Annotated in this window: 23 protein-coding genes; 17 read left to right on the top strand and 6 right to left on the bottom strand. The window is 66.6% G+C overall.

Annotated features, from left to right (window positions below; translation table 11 throughout):
• Positions 1–24 precede the first annotated feature (24 nt).
• On the top strand, positions 25–1,134 hold the full coding sequence (locus tag LGR54_RS17405) for a mandelate racemase/muconate lactonizing enzyme family protein (RefSeq protein WP_230363251.1): 1,110 nt from the start codon (positions 25–27) through the stop codon (positions 1,132–1,134).
• On the opposite strand, the gene LGR54_RS17400 is transcribed toward LGR54_RS17405, so the two are convergent.
• Positions 1,131–2,393, bottom strand: coding sequence for a nitrate/nitrite transporter (locus tag LGR54_RS17400; RefSeq protein WP_230363250.1), 1,263 nt, complete (start codon positions 2,391–2,393; stop codon positions 1,131–1,133). The two genes, LGR54_RS17405 and LGR54_RS17400, sit on opposite strands and share 4 nt — an antisense overlap.
• Positions 2,394–2,876: 483 nt before the next feature.
• Here LGR54_RS17400 and LGR54_RS17395 point away from each other — a divergent pair, with 483 nt between their 5' ends.
• Positions 2,877–4,115: an MFS transporter gene (locus LGR54_RS17395; protein WP_230363249.1), complete on the top strand. Its 1,239-nt coding sequence runs from the start codon at positions 2,877–2,879 to the stop codon at positions 4,113–4,115.
• A gap of 302 nt (positions 4,116–4,417) precedes the next feature.
• On the opposite strand, the gene LGR54_RS17390 is transcribed toward LGR54_RS17395, so the two are convergent.
• Positions 4,418–5,293: a 3-keto-5-aminohexanoate cleavage protein gene (locus LGR54_RS17390; RefSeq protein WP_230363492.1), complete on the bottom strand. Its 876-nt coding sequence runs from the start codon at positions 5,291–5,293 to the stop codon at positions 4,418–4,420.
• Between the two features lie 176 nt (positions 5,294–5,469).
• Here LGR54_RS17390 and LGR54_RS17385 point away from each other — a divergent pair, with 176 nt between their 5' ends.
• From LGR54_RS17385 to LGR54_RS17315, 15 genes are all read left to right on the top strand, one after another.
• Positions 5,470–6,459 (top strand): cyclase family protein, encoded by a 990-nt coding sequence (locus tag LGR54_RS17385; RefSeq protein WP_230363248.1) that lies wholly within the window; start codon positions 5,470–5,472, stop codon positions 6,457–6,459.
• A 188-nt stretch (positions 6,460–6,647) separates the two neighbouring features.
• A complete protein-coding gene (locus tag LGR54_RS17380) occupies positions 6,648–7,505 on the top strand; it encodes a LuxR C-terminal-related transcriptional regulator (protein WP_230363247.1) in 858 nt (285 codons plus the stop codon).
• 221 nt (positions 7,506–7,726) lie between these two features.
• Entirely contained in the window at positions 7,727–8,623 is an 897-nt protein-coding gene (locus tag LGR54_RS17375) for a LysR family transcriptional regulator (protein ID WP_230363491.1), read from the top strand.
• Positions 8,624–8,845: 222 nt separating this feature from the next.
• Positions 8,846–9,742, top strand: a complete 897-nt coding sequence (locus LGR54_RS17370) for an alpha/beta fold hydrolase (protein ID WP_370638224.1) — start codon at positions 8,846–8,848, stop codon at positions 9,740–9,742.
• 115 nt (positions 9,743–9,857) lie between these two features.
• A complete protein-coding gene (locus LGR54_RS17365) occupies positions 9,858–10,481 on the top strand; it encodes a pyridoxamine 5'-phosphate oxidase family protein (protein ID WP_230363245.1) in 624 nt (207 codons plus the stop codon).
• Between the two features lie 318 nt (positions 10,482–10,799).
• Positions 10,800–11,702 (top strand): LysR substrate-binding domain-containing protein, encoded by a 903-nt coding sequence (locus LGR54_RS17360; protein ID WP_230363244.1) that lies wholly within the window; start codon positions 10,800–10,802, stop codon positions 11,700–11,702.
• 130 nt (positions 11,703–11,832) lie between these two features.
• Positions 11,833–12,915 (top strand): ABC transporter ATP-binding protein, encoded by a 1,083-nt coding sequence (locus tag LGR54_RS17355; RefSeq protein ID WP_230363243.1) that lies wholly within the window; start codon positions 11,833–11,835, stop codon positions 12,913–12,915.
• A gap of 18 nt (positions 12,916–12,933) precedes the next feature.
• Positions 12,934–14,049 (top strand): ABC transporter substrate-binding protein, encoded by a 1,116-nt coding sequence (locus LGR54_RS17350; protein ID WP_230363242.1) that lies wholly within the window; start codon positions 12,934–12,936, stop codon positions 14,047–14,049.
• A 358-nt stretch (positions 14,050–14,407) separates the two neighbouring features.
• Positions 14,408–15,247 carry an ABC transporter permease gene (locus LGR54_RS17345; protein WP_230363241.1) on the top strand — a complete coding sequence of 280 codons (840 nt, stop codon included), beginning with the start codon at positions 14,408–14,410 and terminating at the stop codon, positions 15,245–15,247.
• Positions 15,244–16,056 (top strand): ABC transporter permease, encoded by an 813-nt coding sequence (locus tag LGR54_RS17340; RefSeq protein WP_230363240.1) that lies wholly within the window; start codon positions 15,244–15,246, stop codon positions 16,054–16,056. The genes LGR54_RS17345 and LGR54_RS17340 overlap by 4 nt, the downstream gene beginning before the upstream one ends.
• A gap of 1 nt (position 16,057) precedes the next feature.
• Positions 16,058–17,062: a fatty acid desaturase gene (locus LGR54_RS17335; protein ID WP_230363239.1), complete on the top strand. Its 1,005-nt coding sequence runs from the start codon at positions 16,058–16,060 to the stop codon at positions 17,060–17,062.
• Between the two features lie 2 nt (positions 17,063–17,064).
• Complete coding sequence (locus LGR54_RS17330; protein WP_230363238.1) at positions 17,065–17,922, top strand: sugar phosphate isomerase/epimerase; 858 nt, start codon at positions 17,065–17,067, stop codon at positions 17,920–17,922.
• A 19-nt stretch (positions 17,923–17,941) separates the two neighbouring features.
• Positions 17,942–18,703 carry a class II aldolase/adducin family protein gene (locus LGR54_RS17325; RefSeq protein WP_230363237.1) on the top strand — a complete coding sequence of 254 codons (762 nt, stop codon included), beginning with the start codon at positions 17,942–17,944 and terminating at the stop codon, positions 18,701–18,703.
• Positions 18,704–18,759: 56 nt separating this feature from the next.
• The gene (locus LGR54_RS17320; protein ID WP_230363236.1) at positions 18,760–19,833 is read left to right on the top strand and encodes an aromatic ring-hydroxylating dioxygenase subunit alpha; all 1,074 of its coding nucleotides are present in this window, start codon (positions 18,760–18,762) and stop codon (positions 19,831–19,833) included.
• 50 nt (positions 19,834–19,883) lie between these two features.
• A complete protein-coding gene (locus tag LGR54_RS17315; protein ID WP_230363235.1) occupies positions 19,884–21,512 on the top strand; it encodes an NAD(P)/FAD-dependent oxidoreductase in 1,629 nt (542 codons plus the stop codon).
• Between the two features lie 28 nt (positions 21,513–21,540).
• On the opposite strand, the gene LGR54_RS17310 is transcribed toward LGR54_RS17315, so the two are convergent.
• From LGR54_RS17310 to LGR54_RS17295, 4 genes are read right to left on the bottom strand one after another with little or no spacing between them, the layout of a single operon-like run.
• The gene (locus LGR54_RS17310) at positions 21,541–23,163 is read right to left on the bottom strand and encodes a 5-guanidino-2-oxopentanoate decarboxylase (protein ID WP_230363234.1); all 1,623 of its coding nucleotides are present in this window, start codon (positions 23,161–23,163) and stop codon (positions 21,541–21,543) included.
• Complete coding sequence (locus LGR54_RS17305; RefSeq protein WP_230363233.1) at positions 23,160–24,350, bottom strand: pyridoxal phosphate-dependent aminotransferase; 1,191 nt, start codon at positions 24,348–24,350, stop codon at positions 23,160–23,162. The genes LGR54_RS17310 and LGR54_RS17305 overlap by 4 nt, the downstream gene beginning before the upstream one ends.
• A complete protein-coding gene (locus LGR54_RS17300; RefSeq protein WP_230363232.1) occupies positions 24,325–24,996 on the bottom strand; it encodes a TetR family transcriptional regulator C-terminal domain-containing protein in 672 nt (223 codons plus the stop codon). Before LGR54_RS17300 ends, LGR54_RS17305 begins: the two co-directional genes overlap by 26 nt.
• Positions 24,993–25,871, bottom strand: a complete 879-nt coding sequence (locus tag LGR54_RS17295) for a dimethylarginine dimethylaminohydrolase family protein (protein WP_230363231.1) — start codon at positions 25,869–25,871, stop codon at positions 24,993–24,995. Before LGR54_RS17295 ends, LGR54_RS17300 begins: the two co-directional genes overlap by 4 nt.
• Between the last annotated feature and the right edge of the window lie 27 nt (positions 25,872–25,898).

The raw sequence follows: 25,898 nt of genomic DNA, 5'->3' as shown, positions 1-25,898 counted from the left end.
CCGGCCATCGCCTGGATCGACACCATGCGCCTCGTCACCATGACCGTGCTTCCCGTCCAGATGCCGATGCGCGAGCCTCTCAAGATGGCCGGCATCGTCATCACCCATGCCGAGAACGTCCTGGTGCGCCTGGAAGACGATCAGGGCCGGATCGGCTGGGGCGAAGCCGCGTCCGCCCCCACCATGACGGGGGAGACGCTGCCGGGCATGGTGGCGGCGCTGGATTTCGTGAAGTCGCGCGTCGAGGGGGCGGAGATCGAGGAGATCGATGCCTTTTCGCGGCGGCTCGAGAGCTGGATCTACGGCAATAATGGCGCGAAGTCGGCGCTCGACATGGCGCTGCACGACCTCGCGGCACAGGCCGCCGGACTGCCTCTCTACGCCTTTCTCGGCACCCGGGCGCGGCGGAAGGCGCCGATCCTCTATATGCTCGGCGGGCCCGTCGACGAAGAGCCCGCGCAAGCACGCCGCAAGGCGGATGACGGCTTCATCGCCTTCAAGGTCAAGGTTGGCGCGGGCACGCAGGATCGTGTCCCGCGGGACCTCGCCCGTTGCGCCGATGTCCGCGCCGAGCTCGGACGCAGCATCCGGATCTCGGCGGATGCCAATCAGGGCTACGCGCGGGACGAGGCGCTCGCCTTCGCACGCGGAGCCGCCGGCGCGGGCATCGATTTCTTCGAGCAGCCGGTAAGCGCCGGCGATCTTGCCGCCATGCGCGCCACCGCTCTCGAAGCGTCGATTCCCATCGGCGCCGACGAAGGCATCCATTCGCTGGACGACATCGAGCGTCACCACCAGGCCGGCGCCGCGCGCGGCGTGAGCCTGAAGACGATCAAGCTGGGCGGTATCGGACAGACCGTGGAGGCCGGGTTACGGACGGCAGCTCTCGGCATGCACATCAACCTGGCCTGCAAGACCGCGGAAACCTCCATCGCCGCGGCGGCCATCGCGCATCTGGCGGTAGGACTGCCACAGATCGACTGGGACGTCAGCGTCACCAACCAATATTTGGCCAGCGATCCCTGCATCGAGCCGATCGCGATCGTCGACGGCCATATCGAGCCCTTCGACCGGCCGGGATTGGGCGTCACGGTCGATGAGGACGCCCTGTCGCGCTTCGTGCTCCGGCTCTAGGCGCGGGCCTCCCCCTCCCCTCGGGTCGCAGCCGGCGGCCGTCGGAGGTGATACCAGAGCAAAGCGCCCAGTTGCAGCGCCACCATGGCGCTGAGGGCGAGACGATAGGGCTGGGTGGCATCATCGCCTCCCATCGCGCGCTGCCCGAACTCCACCACGATGCCGAATGACGACTGGATCGTGAAGGTTCCTATGAAGTTGAACAGGCTGAACGCGCTGAAGGCCCGGCCCAGCAGCGACGCATCGAAGTGGCGCGTCAGTATCGGATAGATCAGCGTGCCGATATTGCCCAGCGAGCCGATGACGATCCAGAGCGGATAGGAACCGGCTCCCCATCCGAGCGCCAGCAGGGCCTGGCTCGCTATCAGCAGCGTCGCGAGAGTCACGACCACCGCCTGGTCGGAAGCGCCGCGCCGCTGCAGATAGTCGCTGAGCGAGCCCGCCAGCAGCAGGCCGACGAAGGAGGCGACCGAATAGGCGAAAACGAGGGGCGAGATCTCCGCCGGGCTCAGGCCTCCGACGTCGCGCATGATCGGGATCGCCCACAGGCCCGAAAGGGAGAAGAAGCAGGCAAGGGTGAGCGAGCAGAGAGGCGCCAGCCTTCGAAACAACGGACTGCGATAGACGTCCTTCAGGTCGCTCAGTTTCCGCCGGCGCAGATGGACGGGGGATGCCGCGTGCCGCGGGAGCAGCGCCAGGGCAACGCAAGCCATCAGCAGGCACGCCATGCCGGCCAGCAGGAACAGCGGACGCCATCCCCATTCGGCGACGAAGCCGACCGTGGGCGCGCCGGAGGCAATGATGCCGAGGCCGCCACCGGCCAGGATGATGCCGTTCCAGGTGGCGCGCCGATGCGGAGGGACGGTCATCGCCACGACGGTCACGCCGGTGATGAGCGCGCCGGACATGCCGACTCCCATGACCGCGCGCCAGACGATGAGTTCGAACAGCGTCTCGCCACGGGAGAAAAACAGCGCCCCGGTTCCCGACAACAGAAATTCGGCCGTCAGCAGGATACGCGGACCGTAGCGATCGAGAAAAAAGCCGAGCGGCAGGATGATGAAGGTCGCCGCGAAGAAATAGGCCGCGGTGAGCAGACCCATTACCGAAGTCGACAGCGACAGGGACGCGCTGATGCCGTCCGCCGTGGCAAGATTGGCGTTTCTCAGGAAATACGAGAAAAAATAGCCGGCGATACACGGAACGATGGGAAGAAGCATGCGCAGATGAGTCGGGCGCGGTTCCGGAGGCTTGAGCATGCGCGATTCTGACTGGTAAGGGCGCCTAGGGCGACGACGCCAGGCAGCGTAGCAAGGCCGCACGATAAGGTCCAGACAAATGCAGCGTCGAATGAACCCTCACCCAGGACGTTCGCCACGCATGGCATGGGGCGAAACATCCGGCCTCCCCGTGGATCACTTCCCGGAAAAGCACGGCCTGGCTCCTCCATGCATGTTCGAGCGGAGACTCGGACCTGCCGCCATGCAGACGGTCGATCCGGCGATGCTTATGATTGAAAGTCCAGACAACTATGCTAGTTTTCCTCGGTTCGCCGTGCTGGCGCGCCGCGTCGTCCCCGGCAGCGTGAGCCGCTCCAATCCGCTTCCGTTTGCCGCCCCTTCCCTCAGGCATGGATGGTATGCTGATGCCGGCTTCGTTTCCAGGGTCCGGGGCGGTCGTCCGGTGTTGCTGGGCACCGAAGCGGTCCACGGTGCCCAGTTGTCAATGAAGAGGTAGGTGCCGTGAAGTCGCTTGCGGTACGCTGGTTCAGGCGTACTTTTTCGGCGCTGTCGCATCGAAATTATCGCCTCCTGTGGTCGGGCACGCTGCTTTCCCACACCGGAGACTGGATGGACCAGATCGCCCTCAACTGGCTCGTCGTCAGTTCGAGCGGGTCCCCGTTCGATCTCGCTCTGGTCAATCTGTGCCGCGGCGTCCCGATCCTGGTGTTCACTCTGGTCGGCGGCGCGCTCGCCGACCGGGTGGAACGCCGGCGCCTGATGATGGTGACGCAGAGCTCCGCCATGGTGCTGGCATTCATTCTCAGCGGGCTGGTCTTTGCCGACGCGGCCTCCATCGCGGCGATCCTTCTTGTCGCCACGGCGCGCGGCATCGTGATTTCGGTAAACCTTCCGGCCCGGCACTCGCTGATTCCCGAACTTGTGCCGGCTCATGATCTGCCGAATGCGGTGGCGCTGAACTCCCTGACGATCAACGTCACCAAGATCATCGGGCCGGCGATAGCGGGCCTCATCATCGCCTGGCTGGGCACGGGAGCCTGCTTCCTTCTCAATGGCTTCAGCTTCATCGTCGTGCTCTGGACGCTCGCCGCCATGCAGTTCCCCTCAGTGCCCCAGAAGGTGCCGGATCGCTCGCTGCATCAGAGCATCGTCGAGGGGGTGACCTATGTTCGGGAGGACAGGGCCATCCTGCTGCTCGTGCTCATCGCACTGGTGCCCACCTTCTTCGGCCAACCCTATCTCACCTTGCTCGCCCTGTTCGCCTACACGGTTTTCGACGTCGGGCCGGAAGGATTGGGGTTATTGACCGCCAGCGCCGCGATCGGCTCGGTGCTCGGCGCTCTCGTCCTTGCGGCGACGCCGAGGCTCGCCGCGTCCGGGCGCGCCATGCTGGGCTTCCTCATCGCCTTCGGCGCGCTGCTGTGCCTGTTCGCCGTCAATTCCACCGCCGGGATCGCGCCTTTCCTCCTGCTTGGCGTCGGCGCCATGCAGATCGCCTACAACGCATCGAACAACACCATTCTGCAAATGCGGGTGCCCAATTCCATGCGCGGCAGGGTGATGTCGATCCTGCTGGTCAACCGAGGCCTGGTGCAACTCGGGGCAGCCGCGTCAGCGGCGCTCGCCGGCTTCGTGGGGGTTCAGTTGGCGGTGCTGATGGCGGGAGCGATCATCTTCGTGTTCAGCATCGCCATGCTGAAGACCTCACTCGCCGAACGGCTCAGAAACGATCCCTCCTGACACTCCCGCACGCCAGCCGGATCAAGCCGTGCTGGAGCGCTGGAGGCCACGGAGGAAAGGGAGCCCGCGGCGTATCCCCCTTCGACGCAGGCAGGCCGACGCCGTCGATCGCCGCGCAGGGCGACCGCGACCGCCCATCGCGCAGGCAGCGGCCGCGCAGCGTCTGCCTGACGCCCGCTCGCCCGCGACAAACCCGGCGGCGCGGTGGGTGCCCGTGCCGCCCACGATCACTCCGTGAGGCGCATCCGCCCGGAAGCCATCGGCATCGGGCCATCGACCCGATGCCGATGCCGGCGACGTGTTTACTTCTTCAGCCCGAGAATAGCCCGGGCCTCGTCCACGCTCGCGATCTCGGCACCGAGATCGTCGAGAATGCGGGCGGCCTTTTCCACCATCTGCGCGTTGCTCGCGGCAAGCTGCCCCTTGCGGATGTTGACCGCATCCTCCAGCCCGACGCGGACATGGCCGCCCAGCAGATAGGCTTGCGCGACCATCGGAAAGGCCATGCGCCCGATGCCGAATGCGGCCCATTGCGCATCCGGCGGCAGGAGCGAACGGGCATAGAACAACGATTCCGGCGTTCCGGCGAAGCCGTATTGAATGCCGGTGACGATCTGGAACAGCGGGGGGCTTTTCAGCACGCCTTCCTTCAGGAGCGCCAGGGCGAGATTGATGTCGCCGCTGTCGAACACCTCGAGTTCCGGCTTGGTGCCCGCCTCATAGATCGCCTCCGCCATGATCTTCACATTGGTCGGCGTGTTGATCACCACGGCCGAGCCCGACCACATGGTGTTGAGATCGAGGCTGCAGATGTCGGGCTTGAGCGCGAGGATGTGCTCGACCCGCCGCAGCGGATGCATCAGCGTCGTGCCGGGGGCGGCCACGCTCGGCTCGTCCGCACTGGGTACGAAGCGCTGCCCCGGCCCGGTGGTGAGATTGATCAGCACATCGGTCGAGGAGGAGCGGATGCGGTCAACGACCTCCCGATAATGATCCAGCTCCATGCTGGGGCGGCCATCCTCGTAACGCACATGAATATGGGCGATCGCCGCGCCCGCCTTGGCGGATTCGATGCACGCATCGGCGATCTGCTTGGGAGTGCACGGAAGACCGGGATGTTGCTTCAGCGTCGTCTGGTTCCCGGTGACGGCGACACTTATGATCTTCTTGGTCGTCATTGCAGGCGCACTCCCTATTCTCGCAAAAAAATCGCCCCCGAGGACGCACCCTCGCGCCACGGCTCGCTGAAGCACTAGATAGAAACAAACGTTTGATTTAGTCAATCTGATCAGATACGGTTTCGATGGCTTGCTGGGCCGCGCGCCGAGCAACTGACGCTTGAGAGGAAAGCCAGATGACAGCAAATGCCGTTCAGAAGAGCCAGACGCATCTGACGATGAATGACATCCGAGACGCCGCCGACCGTTTGAAGAACTGGAATAAATGGGGAGAAAACGACGAGATCGGCACGCTAAACTACACGAGCGCGGCCGATGTCATTTTCGCCGCCAGCCTAGTGCGGAAAGGAAAGATCTTTTCGCTGGCGATCAATCTGGACAATAACGGTCCGCAGGGCGGCAAGACCAAGTTCCCGCCGGTGGGGCGCTTCAACCCCGTCCACACCATGCTGCGCACCGGCACCGACGCCTATTCCGGCGTGCTCGACAAGCGCGGCATCCGCTCCGCCGACGATCTCGTCCTGCTGCCGCTCCAGGCGGCAACGCACTGGGACGGCCTCGGCCACATCTTCTACAACAACTACATGTGGAACGGGTATGATTGCCGCGAGGTGTCGTCCTTCGGCGCGGCGAAATGCGGGATCGAGAAGACCAAGGAAAAGATGGTCGGCCGCGGCGTGCTGCTCGACATCGCCCGCCATCTCGGCGTCGACTGGCTGGAAGACGGCTTCGCGATCACCAACGAGATATTGAGCGCCTGCGCCAAGGCCCAGGGCGTCGAGGTTCGAAAGGGCGACTATCTGCTGATCCGTACCGGCCACATGGAAGCGAAATGGGCGGCGGGCAGCTGGGATGGCTATCCCGGCGGCGACGCTCCCGGCCTCGCCTTCGAGACGCTCGACTGGCTGCAGGAAAAGCAGGTGGCCGCGGTTGCCACCGATACATGGGGCGTCGAGGTTCGGCCGAACGAGACCGACGAGGCGAACCAGCCCTGGCACTGGATCTGCATTCCGATCATGGGCCTGACGATGGGCGAGATCTTCAAGCTCGACGAGCTTGCCAAGGATTGCGCGGCGGACGCCACCTACGATTTCATGTTCATCGCGCCGGCGCTGCCGATCACGGGGGCCGTGGGCTCGGCCATCAATCCCATCGCGATACGCTGAAGCGGCCCGGCGCCGCTTATGTCGCCTTCGTGCCAGGCGAGGGATAGCGGCTCGCCCGCTCCCTCGCCCATGGCTCGCGACAGCCGCCGCCGGCATATTGGCCGGCACGGAAATTCGGTCGCGCACGCCCTTATCCTGGCCTAGCATGCCGGTCTACGACGCCCGCATGCCGACAGGTTGATGATGCGATGCCGATGCTGAACCACGCCATTACCCCAAGGGGTGACGCCGCGCATGACATGGCTTTGGCACAGGAAATCGTCGCGCTCTACGAAGCGGAACCCGATCTGATCGGCCTCCCCGCGGCGCTTTTTGCCGGCGTCGCGCGCCTGATCGATTGCGAGGTGACGACCTACTCGGAATTCCATCACACCAGCGGCGAGTTCCGCTCGATCATGTCGGTGGAGGACGACCCGGGGCGGCGGATGCAGGCAATAGCGGCCTATGCCCGCCACATGCACAGCCATCCCTTCTGGAGCTACGATCCCGGCTTCTTCGGCGAACGCGCGCTGCGTGAATCGGACTTCTTCGACGAGGAACAGTTCCTTGCCCTGCCGATCGCGCGGGAGGTTTTCCTGCCATCGAACGCCCGGCACCTGATGGCGATCGTCATTCAACACGAAGACTATGTGCTGACCATCGCCGGCCACCGCGTCATCGGGCGCCCGCCCTTCGGCAATGCGGAACGCGAACGGCTGGAAGCCTTCCGTCCGCATGTCCTGCGCAGCTACCGGCAGGCCCAGCAGCGCACCGTCGCCGCACTGACTCCCGCCGACCGGCTGCGCGTCGCCTTTCCCGAATTGACGCCCCGCCAGTTGGAGGTCGCCTCCTGGATTGCCAATGGCAAGTCGAACGAGGACATCGCGACGATACTCGGCGTGGGGGTCGACACCGTAAAAGCCCACGTCAAGGCGATCCACGCCAAGATCGGCGCCGACGGGCGTCTCGCCATCGCGGTCATCGCCTACACCTTCCCGCCCTTCGAGCGCCGGCCGCCCCTCTGGAGGATCGGCGGGGATGTCTGGGCCGGGCGCCACGGAGGCTGAGCTCCGGCCCGTCCCGCCCAAGACCTAGTCGAGGCAAGACACGGGCAAAGCAAGACACGGGCGAGGCAGGATCCGGTCGAGGCGACGGTCCGGTCCTGACATCGGCTCCCCAAAGATCAGGGCTCAGAAACAACGACGCACGGCGCGGGCGTGCGAACCGCGTGGCGTCTGGTATGACCACGCACCGCCTGCGGAGCGGCATGCGGGTGGAGGAGATGGGGATGGATCGCTGGCAAGCGATGAGGGTGTTCGTCAAGGTTGCCGAGACGGAAAGCTTCGCCGAGGCCGGCCGCCAGTTGCACATGAGCCCCCCTGCGGTCACCCGCGCCATTTCCACCCTGGAAGAGCAGATCGGTGTCCGGCTCCTCGCCCGCACGACGCGGTCGGTGAAGATGACGGAGGCGGGAAGCCGCTATTTCGACGACTGCCGCCGCATCCTTGCCGACATAGCGGATGCCGAGGCATCGGCCGCCGGCTCGCATGCCAATCCCACCGGCACGCTGATCGTCACCGGCTCGGTGATGTTCGGCCGGATGTATGCGCTGCCCATTCTTCTCGAATATCTCGACCGCTACCCCTCGGTGACAGGACGCAGCCTGTTCGTCGATCGGGTCGTCAACATCATCGAGGAAGGCATCGATGTCGCGATCCGCATCGGGCACCTTCCGGATTCGAGCCTCAGCGCCATCCGGGTCGGGTCGGTCAAGCGGGTGATCTGCGGCGCGCCTGCCTATTTCGAGAAACATGGGATTCCGCAGGTACCGGCCGACCTGGCGCATCATCGCATCATCGCGCCGACCGCCGCCTGGGCATCCCTCGAATGGCACTTCGGGGAGGAAAGCAAAACCAGCGTCACCGTTCGCCCCCGCCTTCTGTGCAACACCAACGAGGCCGCGATCACCGCCGCGGAGGATGGATGGGGGCTCACCCGCATCCTCTCCTACCAGATCGGCCCCGCCTTGTCGGAGGGGCGGCTGCAAACCGTGCTGTCCGATTATGACGAGAAGGCCCTGCCGATCCATGTCGTCCATGCGGCCGGCCGACGCGCGCCAGCCAAGGTGAGAACCTTCGTCGACCTCGCGGTCGAGCGCCTGCGCGAGAACCCGCTGTTCCGCTGATGCCCGCTCCCGTATGCGTGCCAATGTGGCCCGGCCCGGCCCGCCTTCAGGGCATTCAGATTACGGGCGGCGGCCGGATCTCCACATCCTCGGCACCGACCATTCCGGAAAACGGAATAATAACTTTCACGATTTGCGGATTAAGTCATTTCAGCTGAAGGGCTATCTCTTCTCCCGAGGCCGGCGCCGCGCCGTTCATGCCTCGATCAGATGGAGGACACGATGAGCCGCCCCGCCGCTTCCCCGACCCCGATCGCCGTGCATTACCGTTCCGCGACCATCGACGGCGTCAAGATATTCTACCGGGAGGCCGGCCCGGCCGATGGCCCCGTGGTGCTGCTCCTGCACGGCTTTCCGACGTCGTCGCACATGTTCCGCAATCTCATTCCGACCTTGGCCGACCGGTACCGCGTCATCGCCCCGGACTATCCCGGCTACGGCCAGAGCGACGCTCCCGACCACGCGACGTTCTCCTACACGTTTGCCCACTATGCCGACATGATGGATGCGCTGCTCGGCCAGATCGGCGTTGCGCGCTATGCCATGTACGTCATGGATTACGGCGCGCCGGTCGGCTACCGCCTCGCCCTCAAGCATCCCGAGCGCGTCACCGGGCTGATCATTCAGAACGGCAACGCCTATGAAGAGGGCCTGCTGGCGTTCTGGGACCCGATCAGGGAATACTGGGCGGACGGATCCCGCCAGCACCGGGAGGCCCTGTCGTGGCTAGTGACGCTCGAGGCGACCCGCTTCCAGTACACCGACGGTGTCCGGGATCTCTCCCGCATCAGCCCGGACAACTGGGTCCACGACCAGGCTCTGCTCGATCGGCCGGGCAACAGCGACATCCAGCTCGACCTGCTTTACGACTATCGCACCAACGTCCCGCTCTATCCGCAATTCCAGGAATTCTTTCGCGCCCACCAGCCGCCGGCGCTCATCGTCTGGGGCAAGAACGACACGATCTTCCCAGCGGAGGGCGCGCATCCCTATCTGCGCGATCTGCCGGCTACCGAGTTTCACCTTCTCGACACCGGGCATTTCGCGCTCGAAGACAAGCTCGACGAGATGGCACCGCTCATCCGCGACTTCCTCGATCGCAAGGTGGCGGCGCGCTGAACGAAACATCCGGTCCTGCGGGCACACCATGGCTCGCCCGGAGAGGTAAACTCCCGGCCCGCACGAACGAGATGCCGACGGCATCTCGGCTCGGGGCCCATGTCGGAGAACAGTCATGTCCTACGGCTTTCTGGATATCGCGGTGACGCCGAGCGTCCGGGCCGCCCAGGCGGAAATGGGCGCCGATCGCCTCTGGACCGATTTCGAGGGGCACCGCGAATTCGAGCGGTTCACCGAAAACGAGGTCGCCTTCATCGCCCAGCGCGACAGCCTTTACATCGCCTCCGTGTCCGAGACCGGCTGGCCGTATGTGCAGCATCGTGGCGGGCCGCCCGGCTTCCTCAAGGTGGTCGACGACAGGACGCTGGCATTCGCCGATTATCGCGGCAACCGTCAGTACATCAGCACCGGCAATTTCGCGGCGAACGACCGTGCCTGTCTCATCCTGATGGACTACCCCAGACGCGCGCGCCTCAAGATCTACGCGCATGTCGAGAAACTGACGCTCGACGCCGACCCGGCCCTAACCGATCTGGTAACCGACGGCGCCTACCGGGCCAAGCTGGAGAGGATTTTCCGGCTACGGCTGAGCGCGTTCGACTGGAACTGCCAGCAACACATCGTCCCGCGCTTCACGGAAGCGGAGGTCACCCATGCGGTCCTCCCGCTCCGTGAGCGTCTCGCCCAGTTGGAAGCCGAGAACGCCGCCCTGCGCGCCCGTCTCGAAGCCGAGGGATAGGCCACTCCCGGCCTCGCCCCGGTGGCGGGGCGGGGCCCTCGGCATGACGATGCCGGACGCATCCGCGCCTGCATGTCGAACCTGGCCTCACTGGCCAGCAGATCGGCCCGAATAAACCGCACCGGCCACCTCATCGTCCTGCGGGACGCTGCGCCGCACGTCGATGACGCACACCCAGACACCTCCGTCCGAAAGGGCGGAATCTTCATCATCCGCACGATTTTATAGACGCGACCGGCCGGAACATGTCCGATACTCGCCGCGAGCCTTCCCAGATTCCGCGGTTGCCGCAAGGGCACAGATCGAGACGAGTACCCGATGCGGTTGCCATCTACCCAGGCCCTGCGCGCGCTCGAGGCCTTCTCCCGGCACGGCACCGTCTGGCAGGCGGCGGCGGAGCTCAACATCACCCGCAGCGCCGTCAGCCATCAGTTGCGCTTCCTGGAACAGGACCTCGGCTTCGCGCTGCTGGAGCGCGCCGGCAAGGGCGTGGCGTTGACACCGCAGGGCAAGCGCTACGCCGCCGATGTCCGCAGGGCCCTGAACGTGCTCGCCGATGCCGCCGTGCAATATGTCGACCGCGGCGTGCTGCGCGGCGCGCTCACCGTGAGCTCGACGCCGGGCTTCGCCTCGTTCTGGCTGTGCTCGCATGTCGCCGAGTTCAAGCGGCTCTACCCCGATGTCAGCCTGCGCATCGTCACGCCGCAGCGGCTCGACGATGTCGAGACGCCGGGGGTCGACGCCTTCATCGCCTATGGCGACGGCGAGTGGCCGCGCCACGCGGTCGAACTGATCAGCGCCGTCGACTTCATGCCGGTATGCAGCCCGATCCTGCTCAACCAGCTCGGCGGGCTCGGCGAGCCGGTCGACATGTTCCGCGCCGTGCTGCTGCATCTCGACGGGCTCGGCGACTGGCTCAACTGGTTCGCGGCGGCCGGCGTGGTGGGCCCGCGCATCGACCAGGGGGTGATCTTCTCCGACATGAACCTCGTGCTCGCCGCCGCGATCTCCGGCCAGGGCATCGCGATCGGCGACAATTTCGTCTGCCGGCACCTGCTCGACATGGGCCGGCTGGTGCGCCCCTTCGACTTTGCCGTGCGCTCGGCGCGCGCCTACTACTTCGTCACCGAACATGAGCGCGGCGGCAACCCGGCGATCCAGGCCTTTGCCGCGTGGCTGAAGTCGCGCGTCGCGCAGACGACGCCGGTGATGCATCGCTAGGCGGTGGCTTTTATGCCCAAGCAGGCACCATTGAGGTGAAGAATTTTTGCAGAAAATGCGAAAAATCTTCATTTGAGGTGAGTAAAATTCGAAGTTAGCATTCCTCCAGTGTGAGGGAGCGCATTCGAACGTGACCACGCGGGCGGTCGGGATACAGGCGATCGGCATCGGGAAATCCTTCGGCCATTTCGAGGCGCTGAAGGACATCTCGCTCGATATCGCGCCCGGCGAATTCCTGACCTTGCTGGGGCCGTCCGGCTCGGGAAAGACCACCTTCCTCATGGTGCTCGCCGGCTTCCAGGCGGCGACGGCGGGGCGGCTGCTCAGCGACGGCGCCGACATCACCCGCAGCCGCGCCGAGGATCGCTCCTTCGGCATGGTGTTCCAGGGCTATGCGCTGTTTCCCCACAAGACCGTCGCGCAGAACATCGCCTTTCCGCTGCAGGTGCGCGGCATGGCGCGCGAGGAGATCGCCCGGCGGGTCGACGCGATCATCGCCCGCGTCGGGCTGGTCGGCCACGAGAAGAAGCGTCCGGCCATGCTGTCCGGCGGCCAGCAGCAGCGCGTGGCGCTGGCCCGCGCGCTGGTGTTCGAGCCGCCGGTGCTGCTGCTCGACGAGCCGTTCTCGGCGCTCGACAAGCACCTGCGCGGGCGCATGCAGGAGGAGGTGGCCCGCCTGCATAGCGAGTTCGGCACCACCTTCGTCTTCGTCACTCACGACCAGAGCGAGGCGCTGTCGCTGTCCTCGCGCATCGCCATCTTCAACCACGGGCGGCTGCTCCAGGTCGGCGGGCCGCGCGAGATCTACGAGCGGCCGCAAAGCCGCTTCGTCGCGGAGTTCCTCGGCGAGATCAACCTGCTGCCGGTCGACGAGGTCGGCCATTGCTCGCTCGGCACCAGCGGCCTGTTCGAAGGCGCGCGGCTGCGGGCGCCGCGGCACGATCATCTCAGCGGGCGCGCGGTGCTGGCGGTGAGGCCCGAGCACATGTCGGTCGGCGCCGAGCCGCCGGCGAACGGCAATGGCGTCGCCGCCCGGCTGGCGGGCACCACCTATCTCGGCGCCGCCATGCGGCTCGCGCTCGCCACGCGCAACGGCACGCAGCTGACCGTGACGCTGCCGAGCGAGGCCGCGAGCCGCGTCCTCGGCGGCGGCCCGGACTTCTGGGTCACCTGGTCCTTCGACAATGGCTTCCTTCTTCCAGAGCAAAGCTGAAAACAGCAGGAGCACGCCGTGAACGACGCATTCCAGAAAGACTGCCTCGACATCCTCGCGGCCAAGGCGGCTCGAGGGGAAATCAGCCGCCGCCGCTTCACCCAGCTCGCCGCCCTGATCTTTGGCGGCGCGCCGCTGCTGATGCGCTCGCCCGAGGCGCTGGCGCAGGTGCGCCAGCTCGTCCTCGTCAATTGGGGCGGCGACGCGCTGAAGGCCTATGACAAGGCCTATGGCCAGCCCTTCGAGAAGGAGACCGGCATCGTCGTCAAGGAGGATGGCACCGGGCCGACGGAGGGCGCCATCGCCGCGCAGTTCAAGAGCGGCAAGCCGACCTGGGACCTCGTCGACGCCGATCCGTTCTCGGCGATCTCGCTCGGCAAGCAGGGCATGATCGAGCCGATCGACTACAGGATAGTCGACAAATCGAAGATGCGACCGGGCTTCGACTGGGAATACGCCGCCTCGACCTACTTTTTCTCCTATGTCATCGCCTATGACGCGCAGAAGTTCGGCGCCAACCCACCGACCAGCATGGCCGATTTCTTCGACGTGAAGAAGTATCCGGGCAAGCGCACCATGTATAAGTGGGGCGCCGGCATGTGGGAGGCGGCGCTGCTGGCGGACGGCGTGGCGCCCGACAAGCTGTACCCGCTCGACCTCAAGCGCGCCCACGCCAAGATCGCGGCGCTGAAGCCCGATGTCGTCGCCTATTGGGGCGGCGGCGCGGAGAGCCAGCAGCTCATGCTGGGCGGCGACGCCGCGATGGGGCTGATCTGGTCGACCCGCGCCTCGTTGATCGAGAAGGATTCCGGCGGGCAGGTGAAGTTCACCTGGAACCAGGGCCTGCTCTCGCCCGGCGCGCTGGCGGTGATCAAGAACAATCCCGGCGGCAAGGAGAACGCGATGAAGTTCATCGCCTCGACTTCGGTGCCGGAGCGCCAGCTGGTGATGTTCGACATGCTGGGACAGGGGCCGGCCAACCCGGCCACCGACGCGCTGATCCCGGCCGACCAGAAGCGCTACAACCCGGTCGATCCGGCCAACATGAAGAGCCAGATCGCGCTCGACATGCCCTGGTACGCCGACAATTACGGCGCAGCGCTCGACGAGTTCACCAAGGTGATCTCGGCGTAGCGTTCGACCGACGTGCACCTCCCACATTGGGGAGGGCCGCCTTCTCCCTCTCCCCGCCCGAACTCGGCTGTTGCCGAGTTCGGTTCCGGCAAACCGAAGCCGGAAACGTCCGGCCTCGGCGGAGAGGGTTGTGGTGAGGGGCCTTCTTCGCTCCGCAGTCGCTAGAGCCCCTCACCGACCCGCTTCGCGGGCCACCTCTCCCCGACGGGGAGAGGGAAAACCGACGAGCCCTCTCCCCGTTGGGTAGGGGCAAGCAAGTGCTCCCGGAGGGGAGAAAAAGCCATCGACCGCTCCCGGCTGCGGGAGCGGAACGACAGCAGCACCGACCACCCGAACCTGTACGCGAGCCGACACGATCATGCGCAACCGAACGGCAATCTGGCCCGCTCTCGCCTTGACGGCACCTTTGGTGCTGTTCCTGGCGTGCGCCTATGCCCTGCCGTTCCTCGGCGTCGCGCTATGGAGTGTCACGCTGCCGGAACTCGGCACCGGCCAGTATCAGCGGCTCGTCGGCGACCCGCTGGTGGCCTCGGTGTTCACGCGCACCTTCCGCATCTGCCTCGTCGTCACCGTGGTGGCGGTCGCCGCTGCCTATGCCATCACCTATGTCTGGGTGCGCGGCTCGCGCCTGCAGCGGCGCGTCATCGAGATCTGCATCTTCGTGCCGTTCTGGATCTCGCTGCTGACCCGCGCCTTCGGCTGGCTGGCGCTCTTGTCCAATCGCGGCCTGTTCAACAGCTGGATGCAGGCGCTCGGCCTCATTGACGGCCCGCTGGCGCTGGTGCGCAACCAACCGAGCGTGATCGCCGGCATGGTGCATGTGCTGATCCCCTTCGCGGTGCTGCCGCTCGCCTCCGCCATGCGGGCGGTGGACGAGCGCGTGCTGCTCGCCGCCCGCGGCATGGGCGCCTCGCGCCTGCGCATCTTCTGGTCGGTGTTCCTGCCGCTGACGCTGCCCGGCGTCATCGGCGCGACGCTGATCGTCTTCGTGTTCAGCCTCGGCTTCTTCGTCACGCCGGCCATTCTCGGCGGCGGACGCTCCATCATGGTGGCCGAACTGGTCTATCTCCGGATGTTCCAGAGCCCGGACTGGGGGCTGGGAGCGGCGATCAGCGTGGCGCTGGTCATCCTCGTCGCGGCGCTGATGGCCCTGTTGTCGCGCTTCGCCCGGCTGGCGCTGACGGGGGGCGGGAAATGAAGATCCAGCGCCCCGGCCCGCTCGCCGTCGCCCTCGCCTTGGCTGTAGGCGCGTTCCTGCTGCTGCCGCTGCTGGCGGTGGTGCCGATCTCCTTCACGCCCAGCCGCATGCTCTCCATGCCGCAGGGCAGCCTGTCGCTCACCCATTACCGGCAGCTGATCGACAATCCCGACTGGCTGAGCGCCATCCTGCTCAGCACCAAGGTCGGCGTGCTCACCAGCGTGATCTCGACGGCGCTCGCCACCAGCTTCGCGCTGGGCATCTGGATGCTGCAGCCGCGCTTCTCGTCGCTGCTGGTCGGCTTCGTGCTGCTGCCGATGATCGTGCCGCCGGTGGTCTCGGCGATGACGCTGTATTTCCTGCTGACCGGCCTGTCGCGTTTCTCGCAGGCCATCGGCTTCGACAGCGTCATCGGCGTGACCATGGCACATATCGTGATGACCGTGCCTTTCGCGGTGGTGATGGTGCTGGTCGCGCTAGCGCAGGTGGACCGGCGCATCGACCTCGCCGCGCGCGGGCTCGGCGCGACCGTCTCCCAGCGCATCTTCCACGTCATCCTGCCCAATATCGGCTTTGGCGTGGCCACCGCCGCGCTCTTGGTCTTCGTCCTGTCCTGGGAGGAGATCGGCGTCACCCTGTTCATCACCAGCGTCGACGCGATCACCCTGCCGCGCCTGATGTGGATGGGACTGCGCGACAATGTAGACCCCGCGATCGCCGCCATCTCGGTGGTGCTCATCGTCATCACCACGCTGGTCCTGCTGATGCGCATGGCCTTCCAGCGTCGCCCGGAATTCGAGGAGGAGTGAGATGGACGAGGTATTCGGCCGCAAGGACATGATCAGCCCGGGCCGGCTCAAGGAACTGAGCGTGAAGTCGGATGCGTCGGGCTTCGTCCAGCTGGGCAGCCATCTCGGCGCGCTGGCGATCACCGGCACGGCGCTCTGGTACACATGGGGCACGTGGTGGGCGGCCCCGTGCTTTGTCGTGCACGGCATATTGATCAACTTCCTCTATGCCGGCCAGCACGAGATGAGCCACTCGACGGTCTTCAGGACCAAGAAGCTCAACGAGATCTTCGGCCGGCTGTTCGGCTTCGCGCTGATCTATCCGCGTGATTTCGACCAGATCCAGCACTTCGCCCATCACCGCTACACGCAGGACTGGGCTGGCGACGGCGAGCTGGGGCGCGAGCGCTATTCCATGCTGTCCTACCTGCTCTGGGTGCTCGGTCCGACCTACTGGTACACGCGTATCCGCCGCGTCATCCGCTTCTCGCTCGGCATCGTCAGCGAGACCTACATCCCCGCCGACCAGCACCCCAAGGTGATCCGCGAGGCGCGTTGGCACCTCGCCGGATATGTGCTCATCGCCGTGCTGTCGGTGGCGACCGGCAGCTGGCTCGCGGTGAAGCTCTGGCTGTTGCCGATGCTGGTGATGAAGCCGGTGCACCAGTTGCAGAACACCATCGAGCATCTCGGCTTGCCGCATGTCGAGCAGATCACCGAGAACACCCGTACCACCCGAACCAATGCGATCATGCGCTGGATGTGCTGGAACATGCAGTTCCACACCGCGCACCACGCCTTTCCCGCCGTGCCGTTCCACCAGCTGCCGAACCTGCACCGCACGATCTTCGTCGAGAAGGGCCGCAAGCCGCATTCGATGACCTATCTCGGCTTCCAACTCGCGGTGATCAAGGCGTTCTGGAGCGGGCGCACCGAGGCGGATTACCCGGACGACAAGATCTGGATCATGGACGACACCGACCTCGAACCCGTGGCGCCGCGTCCTGGCCGCGCGAAGCAGGCCTGACCATGCCCCTCAAGATCTACCAGTCGCTCTGGGCCACCGAGCTGCGCCGTCCCGGTACGCCGGAACGGCCGGTCACTGAGCGCTTCGAACGGGTGAAGGCAGCCGGTTTCGACGGCATGGCGATTGATCTCGGCGCCATGGACATCGAGGCCGCGCGGGGAACCGTCCCGGAATTCGCCCGCACCGGGCTCGCGGGGCTGCTCACTGCGTTTCCGCGCTCGATCGAGGAACTGCGCCCGGCGCTGCACCTCGCCAAGGACATCGGGTCGCCCTTCGTCGTCGTCATCGGCCAGGTGATGCCGCTGTCGGTCGCCGAGATGGTACCGGTGATCGAGGCGTGGATACGGATCGGCCGCGAGGAGGGCGTGCCGCTCCAGTTCGAGACGCATCGCAACTGCATCACCAACGACATGTTCGCGACGCTGCTGCTGCTCGACGCCATCCCCGACCTGCGGCTCGCCGCCGATCTCTCGCATTATGTCGTCGACCGCGAGATGATGCTGCCGATCAGCGCCGAGTATCAGGCCCACGTCGTCCGCCTGCTGGAGCGGTCGGATTCCTTCCAGGGCCGTATCGCCAATCGCTGCCAGGTGCAGCTGCCGCTGCATTTCCCGCAGCACCGGCCGTGGATCGAGGTGTTCCGCGACTGGTGGCGGCGCGGCTTCGCGTCCTGGCAGGCGCGCAACCCGGCCGATGCCGACTGCGTTTTCCTGTGCGAGCTCGGCCCGCGCGACTACGCCATCACCGACGTCGACGGCGAGGAGCTGTCGGACCGCTGGGAGGAGGCGCTGCTATTGCGCCGCTGGGCGCAGGAAGACTGGCAACAGGCGGCCGCTCTGCGGGTCGCCGATCCCGTCTGAAGACAAGAGGACACGACCGATGACCGTCACCAGCCTGCGCCCGGACATCTCGCCCGCCGAATGGCAGCAGCGCGTCGAGCTCGCCGCCTGCTACCGCCTGCTCGCGCATTTCAAGATGACCGACCTCATCTACACTCACTGCACGGTACGGGTGCCGGGCGAGCCGGGGCAGTTCCTGATCAATCCCTACGGCCATCGCTGGGAGGAGATCACCGCCTCCTCGCTGGTGAAGATCGACGTCGACGGCAACAAGGTCGGCGACAGCCCGCACCGGGTGAACCCGGCCGGCTTCACCATCCATTCCGCGGTGCATATGAGCCGGCACGACGCCGCCTGCGTCATCCACACCCATACCCGCGCCGGCATGGCGGTGGCTTCGCTCAAGGAAGGGCTGCTGCCGCTCAACCAGATTGCCCTGCAGTTCTACGGCCGGCTCGGCATCCACGACTATGAGGGCATCGCGCTTGACCTCGACGAGCGCGAGCGCATCATCGCCGACCTCGACACCAAGTGCGGCCTGCTGCTGCGCAATCACGGCCTGCTCACCGTCGGGCGCACCGTCGCCGAGGCGTTCAACCTGATGTTCTACCTGGAGCGCGCCTGCGAGGTGCAGGTCGCCACCCTGTCGATGGGCCGAGACCTCGTGCTGCCGCCGCCGGACGTCTGCGAGAAGGTCGGCGCGCAATATGACCAGATGAATTTCGACGACGGCGACCTCCTGCTCGAATGGGCCGCCCATCTGCGCATGCTGGACGGGATCGATCCCTCCTACCGTCACTGACACAGAGCCGGCCGGCCCAGCGCCGGCCTGGTCAATGCAACTTCGGGAGCGCCGCCATGACCGCCACCACCAAGGCCTCGTTCGACTGGACGCTGCCGGCTCGCGACTATTGCGACCCGGCCCTCTATGAGCGCGAGCGCAAGGAGATCTTCGCCCGCAACTGGATGCTCTTCAGCTGGTCGGAGCGGCTGAAGGCGCCGGGCGACTATGTCTCCGGCACGGTGGCGGGCTATCCGGTGTTCGTCATCCGCGACGATGACGGCGTGGTGCGCGCCTTCCACAATGTCTGCCGGCATCGCGGCGCCCAGCTCCTTGAGAAGGAGGAGGGCCATTGCGGCAAGCTGGTGGTGTGCCCCTATCACAGCTGGAGCTACACCCGCTCCGGCCGACTCAACAAGGCGGTGGATTTCGGCGAGGGCATCACCTTCGATCCGCAGGCCTGGGGGCTGTACGCCATCGACGCGGAAGAGTGGCGCGGCCTCGTCTTCCTGCGCGTCGAACGCGGCGGCGAGAGCCTGGTCGAATGGCTCGGTCCGATCCACGACATGGCCGCCGACTATCCGCTGGAGCAGCAGCGCTATTTCACGGCGAAGAACCGCGACTGCGCGGTCGACTGGAAGGTCTACGGCGAGAATTACCTCGAATGCTACCACTGCCGGACCATGCATCCGGGCCTGTGCGAGTCCATGGACATCGACAGCTACCGGATCGACACCTATGCCGACAGGAAGTTCTTCCACCTGCATGCGCCCAAGCGCGAGGGCGGCCTGACGCGCGGCCTGTATTTCTACCGCTTCCCCTTCCTGATGCTGAACCTCTACGACTGGGGTTCGTCGATCGCCACCATCGAGCCGCTCGGCCCGGGGCGCATCCGCCACATCAACTGGTACTTCTTCACCGACGTCTCGCCGGAGAAGGCGGAGGAGAACCGCCAGTCCGTCGAGTGGTCGGCGCAGATCGTCACCGAGGACCTCGACATCATCACCGGCGTGCAGCGCAACCTGGAGACCGGCGTCTACACCCGCGGGCCGCTGTCGCCGAAATACGAGTATGCGGTGAAGTCCTTCCAGGACATGTGCCGCGACGGGCTGGAGCCGAAGGAGCCGCTGCGCGGCGTGGCGGCCGAATAGCCCGCGCGCGCCTTCCGTCCGCAGCGACCATCCCAGCCGAGGAACATCCCATGCATGCCGCCGACGTCACCGTGGGCAAGAGCTACGACGCCATCATCATCGGGGCCGGCCATAACGGCCTCGTCTGCGCGAACTACCTCGCAAAGGCCGGGCAGAAGGTGCTGGTACTGGAGCGGCGCGACGTCGTCGGCGGCGCGGCGGTGACGGAGGAGATCGCGCCGGGCTTCCGGGCCTCGATCTTCTCCTACCTGATGAGCCTGCTGCACCCGCGCATCATCCGCGAGCTGGAACTGAAGAAGCACGGCCTCGAAGTGCTGCCCTGCTCGGACATGGTCTCGCCGCTCGACGGCGAGGACTACATCCTGTTCTCCGACAATGTCGCCAAGTCGCAGGCGAGTTTCGCAAAATTCTCCAAGCACGATGCGGAGATCTATCCCGAATTCGACCGCTATCTGAGCGAGGCGGCCAATATCGTGCGCAAGCTGCTCTGGGAAACGCCAGTCGATCCGACCAGGCGCGACTGGCGTAGCTTCAAGGACGGCGCCTCGCTGCTGTGGCGCCATCGCAAGATCGGCCGCAAGATGTACCGCATCGTCGACATGCTGACGATGAGCGCCTACGACTTCCTGCGCGAATGGTTTGAGGACGAGCGCGTGATGGCGGTGCTCGCCTATTACGCCTCGATCGGCACCTTCGCCGGACCGAAATCGCCGGGCTCGGCCTATGTGATCATGCACCACATCATGGGCGAGCATGAGGGCGCCGGCGGCTGGGGCTTCATCAAGGGCGGCATGGGCTCGATCACCCAGGCGCTCGCCGCCTCGGCGCAGGAGAAGGGCGTCGACATCGTCACCGGCGCGCCGATCAAGGAAGTGCGCGTCCAGAACGGCCGGGCGACCGCCGTGTCGACGACGACAGGCGAAACCTATGCGGCCAAGGCGATCATCTCCAACGCCAACGCTAAGGTGCTCTATCTCGATCTGGTCGGCGAAAAGCACCTGCCGGAGGAGGTGCTGCGCGAGATCAAGGGCTATCGCACCTTCTCCACCGCCTTCAAGATGAACATCGCCTGCGAGCGTCCGCCGCAATACCGCATATTGGACCGGGTGCGGCGCGAGGGCGGCCTCGGCAATTTCGACTACCCGACCTACATGCATATCGCGCCCGACATCGACTATCTCGAGCGCGCCTATGACGACGCCAAGCATGGCTGGTACTCGTCGCGCCCCTTCATCACCCCGGTGGTGCCGACCATGGTCGACACCACGCTGGCGCCGGCGGGCAAGCATGTGGTCAACCTGTTCGGCGGCCACGCGCCCTACACGCTGAAAGGCGGCGACTGGGCGACCGAGAAGGAGAATTTCCGCAAGACGGTGTTCGACACCATCGAGGACTACGCGCCCGGCTTCCGCGACGACGTCATCGAGGCGCAGTTGCTCGTGGCTCCCGATATCGAGCACATCGTCAACCTGCCGCAGGGCCACATCTTCCACGGCGAATTGTCGACCGACCAGCTGTTCTTCCAGCGGCCGGTCTCCGGCTATGCCGATTACCGCACGCCGCTGAAGGGGCTCTACATCTGCGGCTCCTCCATGCATCCCGGCGGCGGCGTCTCCGGCATTCCCGGCTACAACGCCGCCCGCGAGATCATGCGCGACATCCGCGCCCGTCGGAACTGAGCGGCGCGAGCGGCACCGGGGGCGAGCGTCAGGGCGCGCTGGCTCCCCGAGTGCGGGTCTGGTGGATCTCAATCAGGCTCGGCCCGTTGCGCTGTGCCGCCGCGGCCAGCGCCGGGCCGAGTTCGGCGACGTCGGCGAGGCTGAGCGCCGGCACGCCATAGGCGCCGGCGATGGCGGCGAAGTCGGGGGCCGACGGCTTCACGCCCTCGGGCTCGATGCCGCAATCCAGCATGTAGGTCTCGATCTCCTGATAGCCGTCATTGTTCCAGACGAGGAAGATCACCGTCGCTCCGGCATCCGCCGCCGAGCCGATCTCGGCGAGCGAGAACTGGAAGCCACCGTCGCCGGTCAGGCACACCACCGGGCGACCCGGCGCGCCGATCGCCGCGCCGACCGCCGCCGGCGGGCCGTAGCCGAGCGCGCCGAAGCCGGTGGCGGCGTTGAACCAGGACAGCGGGCGCGCGGTGTCGAGATAGAGATTGCCGGCATAGACCGGCTGGGTGGAGTCGCCGACGATGATCGCCTCCGGCAGCGCCCGGTAGATGCTCTCGATCACGTCGATCTCGGTGCGGATCTTCGCCGACAGCCCGTTCCACGCAGCCTCCCGCGCCGCCTGCGCCCGCGCGGCGCCGTCGCCGGCATGCGCGGACACGAGCGGCAGCAGCCCCTCAACCGCCGCCTCCACAGTGGAGAGCACCGGGAGAGCGGCGCGCGGTTCGCGCGACAGCTGCAACGCATCGATATCGACGCGCACGAAGCTGGCCAAAGGCGGGAAGGCGCCATCGGCATACATGTCGTAGTCGGTCTGGCCCATCTCGGTGCCGAGGGCGATGACGAGATCGGCCTGCGCGATCAGCGCGCGGACCGCCGCGAGGCTGGGGCTGGCGGGGACGCGCAGCTTATGGCCCGCGAGCAGGCCCCTCGCATTGGTGGTGAGCACCACCGGGGCGTCGAGCTGCTCGGCCAGCGCGGTGATGGCGGTGCCCGCCGACACCGCGCCGCCGCCACACAGGATCACCGGGCGCGTTGCGCCCGCGCACAGCGCGGCGAGCCGTTGCAGCGTCGCCGCGTCGGTGCCGGGCCGCGCCGGGCGTGTCGGGCGGAGCGCTATCTCGCCAGCCGGCAGCGGCATGACGTCGGTGGGGATCTCGATATGCACCGGCCCGGGCCGGCTCGATCCCATGATGGCGAAGGCCTGCGCGATCACTGCCGGCAGCTCGGCGGGATCGACCAGCGTGTGCGAGGCGAGCGCGAAGCTTTTCACCATCGCCGACTGGTCGGGCAACTCGTGCAGCAGGCCGCGCCCCTGGGCGAGCGAGTTGCGGCGGTTGACGCCGGAGATCACCAGCATCGGCACCGAGTCCTGCCGCGCCTGCGCCATGGCGGTGATGGTGTTGGTGAGGCCCGGGCCGGTGATCACCAGCGCCACGCCGGGCTTGCCGGTAACGCGGGCGTAGCCGTCCGCCATGAAGCCGGCGCCCTGCTCGTGGCGGGGAGTGATGTGGCGGATGGCGGATCCCGCCAGCCCCCGGTAGAGCTCGACCGTGTGAACGCCGGGAATGCCGAACACCACCTCGACGCCATTGGCCGCGAGCAGGTCGATCAACGCCTCGCCGACCGTCCGCGTGCCACTCATGCTCGTGCCGTTCATGCCCGCTCCGTCTCCCTGATCACCGAGCGGGCCGCCAGAGCCCGCATGCGCCGGCAGGCCTCCTCGATGGCTGTGTCCGGCACGGTGAGGCTGATGCGGATGAAGTCGGCCGCCCCGGCGCCGAAGGACGAGCCCGGCATGACCGCTACCTGTTCCTCGTCGAGAAGGGCACGGGCGAAGGCCTCGCTGCTCATGCCGGTGCCGCTGACGTCGACGAGGATGAACATGCCGGCCTCCGGCGGGAAGGGCACCAGCCCCGGCGCGCCCGCCAGCGTCGCGACGATGAGGTCGACGCGGCGCCGGTAGGCGTCCCGCATCCGCGCGGAGGTATCGACCGGGTTGTCGAGCGCATAGGCCGTCATGTCGGCGATGAAAGGCTGCCCGCCGAACAGCATGGTCTCGGAGACGGCGAGCAGCCGGCGGGCGAAATCCACCGGCCCGATCGCCCACCCGCTACGGAAGCCCGGAGCGGCATGCGACTTGGAGATCGACGAGCAGACGATGGTGCGCTCGGCAAGCTCGGGATCGTCGAAGGGCGAGGCGAAGCTGCCGGACAGCACCAGGTCCTCATAGACCTCGTCGCAGACGATCCACAGATCGTGCCGGCGGCAGACCTCGCCGATGGCAGCGATCTCGCCGGCCGTCAGCACCGCGCCGGTCGGGTTGTGCGGGGTGTTGAGCAGCAGCACCCGGCATCGCGGCGTGACCGCGCGCTCGAGATCGGCGGCCTGCAGGTGGAAGCCGTGCTCGGGGCGCAGCGGCACGGTGACCTGCTCGGCGCCGGTGGCGCGGATGACGCCTTCATAGGTGGCGTAGAGCGGGTCGCCGACCAGCACCGCGTCGCCGGTCTCGACGAGGCCGAGCATCACCGCGAACAACGCCGTCTGCGTGCCGGGGAAGCACAGAATATTGTCGCCGGTCACGTCCGGCCGGCGCCGCGCATATTTGCGTACCAGCGCATCCAGCACGATCTGCTCGCCGCGCCCGTTCGAATAGCGGTGGCGGCCGGCCTGCATGGCACGCGTCGCCTCGGCGATCAGCGTCTCGTGCGGCGGCAGGTCCGGCTCGCCAATGGTCAGTTCGATGATGGGCTCGCCGCTTTCCCGGCGGCGGCGCGCCTCGACATGAACGGCCCATTTCTCGGAGCCGAGGCTCGCGAGCCTATCGGTGATGGAGGCGTAGCGCATCGGAACCCTCCCGGTCCTGCTCGGTTGCGACCGGGGCGCCGATCGGATGGCCGATCAGCGCCTCGATCGATGAAAAGGCGATCGAGACCAGTTCGCTGTCCTCGAACAGCTCTCCCGCCAGGCATCCTTCCAGCCAGAGGCCGTCGAGGATGCCGTTGACCGCGATGGCCAGCGCCCGGCATCGCGCCGGAGCGGCCGCCTCGCCCCGCGCGACGAGGAATTCCGCCAGCAGGTCCTCGAGCGTGTGGCGGAAGCTGAGATAGCCTTCGCGATGGATCGCCGCGAGCGCCGGGTCGACGCCGACCCGGCTGATGAACGAAGCCCAAAGCGAGAGGCCGCGGCTGTTGGCGACCGGCTCGGTGAGGTTGATCAGGATGAAGCTCCGCAGCCGCTCCTCGGGCGTGCCGGTCACCGCCTTGGCCTTCTCCGTCAGCCGCGCGATCACCACCCGGTAGGCTTCCTGCAGGATCATCTCCTTGGAGTCGAAATAGTGCCGGATCAGGCCGGACGTGACCCCGGCCTTGATGGCGATCCGCCGCACCGTCGCGCCCTGGAGCCCGGCTTCGGCGATGCAGTCCAGCGTCGCCTCGATCAGGTCGTGCCGGCGCTCGGCGCCGGGGGCCCGGTGAAAGTTGCGCCGGGTCATACCGCGCGCCGCAGCACCGGGCGGGTAAGGCAGGTCGGGCCTCCCTCGCACGCGATGCACAGCGCCTCCGCCGCGAAGCTGTCGACGGTGCAGCCGGCCGCCTCCATCGCCGCCTGCGTCGCCGGAAAGCCGGCGACCATGATCACCTGGCCGGGCTGGGTCGGCAGCACGTTCAGCGACAGGCCGTTGCTGGCGTGGAATTCTTCGGGCGGCGCCTCGATCAGCCGCATGCCGCGCGCTTTGAGCAGCTGGTAGAAGGCCGCCGGCAGCAAGGGCGCGAAGACCAGCGCCAGATCGTCGGCGAGCGGGCTGATCACGCTCATCAGATGCAGGCAGGCCGCCTCGCCCTGCCAAAGCGGCAGGTCGAAGGCGAGCACCGAGATGCCATGCGGCGCGAGCAGGTCGCCCAGTTGGTCGATGCCGCTCTGATTGGTGCGCACGCCGCGCCCGACGATCAGCGTACGGGCGTCGAGCCAGACGCAATCGCCGCCCTCGACCGTCCCTGGCGCCTCGATCCGTCCGAGAATCGGAATCTGCCGCTCGGCATAGGCCTTTTCGTGCAGCTCCGGCTCGTTCGCCCGCAACGGCTTGCCCATGCGCAGGATGATGGCGCCGTGGTCGCTGACCAGCGACGGGTCATGGGTGAACATGGCGTCGGCAAGCCCGTCGCCGTCGTCTTCGAGCCAGATGATCTCGGTACCCGAACGCTCAACCAGGCGGGCGAATTCAGCGTATTCCTGCGCCGCTTGGTGGCCGTCGAAGCTAGGTCCGTAATGCCATTGCGCCGGGTCCGCCGTCAGGAGGCTAGGCCCCGGGCGGCGCATCAGGACGCGCTGCAGCGGCGCCGACATCTCCTGGGACCCGAAAGCCGACATTTGTTACTCCTCGATTGCGAATGCTGA

It is taken from the genome of Ancylobacter sp. Lp-2 (assembly GCF_020523795.1).
Lineage (GTDB): Bacteria > Pseudomonadota > Alphaproteobacteria > Rhizobiales > Xanthobacteraceae > Ancylobacter.
This window is presented reverse-complemented; position numbering and strand designations above follow the sequence as displayed.

Excerpts from the sequence above, each read along its gene's own strand:
- LGR54_RS17385 (WP_230363248.1), top strand. The coding sequence starts at position 5,470 with ATGACAGCAAATGCCGTTCAGAAGAGCCAGACGCATCTGACGATGAAT.
- LGR54_RS17365 (WP_230363245.1), top strand. The coding sequence starts at position 9,858 with ATGTCCTACGGCTTTCTGGATATCGCGGTGACGCCGAGCGTCCGGGCC.
- LGR54_RS17390 (WP_230363492.1), bottom strand. The coding sequence starts at position 5,293 with ATGACGACCAAGAAGATCATAAGTGTCGCCGTCACCGGGAACCAGACG.
- LGR54_RS17335 (WP_230363239.1), top strand. The coding sequence starts at position 16,058 with ATGGACGAGGTATTCGGCCGCAAGGACATGATCAGCCCGGGCCGGCTC.
- LGR54_RS17320 (WP_230363236.1), top strand. The coding sequence starts at position 18,760 with ATGACCGCCACCACCAAGGCCTCGTTCGACTGGACGCTGCCGGCTCGC.
- LGR54_RS17310 (WP_230363234.1), bottom strand. The coding sequence starts at position 23,163 with ATGAACGGCACGAGCATGAGTGGCACGCGGACGGTCGGCGAGGCGTTG.
- LGR54_RS17325 (WP_230363237.1), top strand. The coding sequence starts at position 17,942 with ATGACCGTCACCAGCCTGCGCCCGGACATCTCGCCCGCCGAATGGCAG.
- LGR54_RS17380 (WP_230363247.1), top strand. The coding sequence starts at position 6,648 with ATGCCGATGCTGAACCACGCCATTACCCCAAGGGGTGACGCCGCGCAT.
- LGR54_RS17295 (WP_230363231.1), bottom strand. The coding sequence starts at position 25,871 with ATGTCGGCTTTCGGGTCCCAGGAGATGTCGGCGCCGCTGCAGCGCGTC.
- LGR54_RS17370 (WP_370638224.1), top strand. The coding sequence starts at position 8,846 with ATGAGCCGCCCCGCCGCTTCCCCGACCCCGATCGCCGTGCATTACCGT.
- LGR54_RS17315 (WP_230363235.1), top strand. The coding sequence starts at position 19,884 with ATGCATGCCGCCGACGTCACCGTGGGCAAGAGCTACGACGCCATCATC.
- LGR54_RS17405 (WP_230363251.1), top strand. The coding sequence starts at position 25 with ATGCGCCTCGTCACCATGACCGTGCTTCCCGTCCAGATGCCGATGCGC.
- LGR54_RS17375 (WP_230363491.1), top strand. The coding sequence starts at position 7,727 with ATGGATCGCTGGCAAGCGATGAGGGTGTTCGTCAAGGTTGCCGAGACG.
- LGR54_RS17345 (WP_230363241.1), top strand. The coding sequence starts at position 14,408 with ATGCGCAACCGAACGGCAATCTGGCCCGCTCTCGCCTTGACGGCACCT.
- LGR54_RS17340 (WP_230363240.1), top strand. The coding sequence starts at position 15,244 with ATGAAGATCCAGCGCCCCGGCCCGCTCGCCGTCGCCCTCGCCTTGGCT.
- LGR54_RS17330 (WP_230363238.1), top strand. The coding sequence starts at position 17,065 with ATGCCCCTCAAGATCTACCAGTCGCTCTGGGCCACCGAGCTGCGCCGT.
- LGR54_RS17400 (WP_230363250.1), bottom strand. The coding sequence starts at position 2,393 with ATGCTCAAGCCTCCGGAACCGCGCCCGACTCATCTGCGCATGCTTCTT.
- LGR54_RS17305 (WP_230363233.1), bottom strand. The coding sequence starts at position 24,350 with ATGCGCTACGCCTCCATCACCGATAGGCTCGCGAGCCTCGGCTCCGAG.
- LGR54_RS17300 (WP_230363232.1), bottom strand. The coding sequence starts at position 24,996 with ATGACCCGGCGCAACTTTCACCGGGCCCCCGGCGCCGAGCGCCGGCAC.
- LGR54_RS17360 (WP_230363244.1), top strand. The coding sequence starts at position 10,800 with ATGCGGTTGCCATCTACCCAGGCCCTGCGCGCGCTCGAGGCCTTCTCC.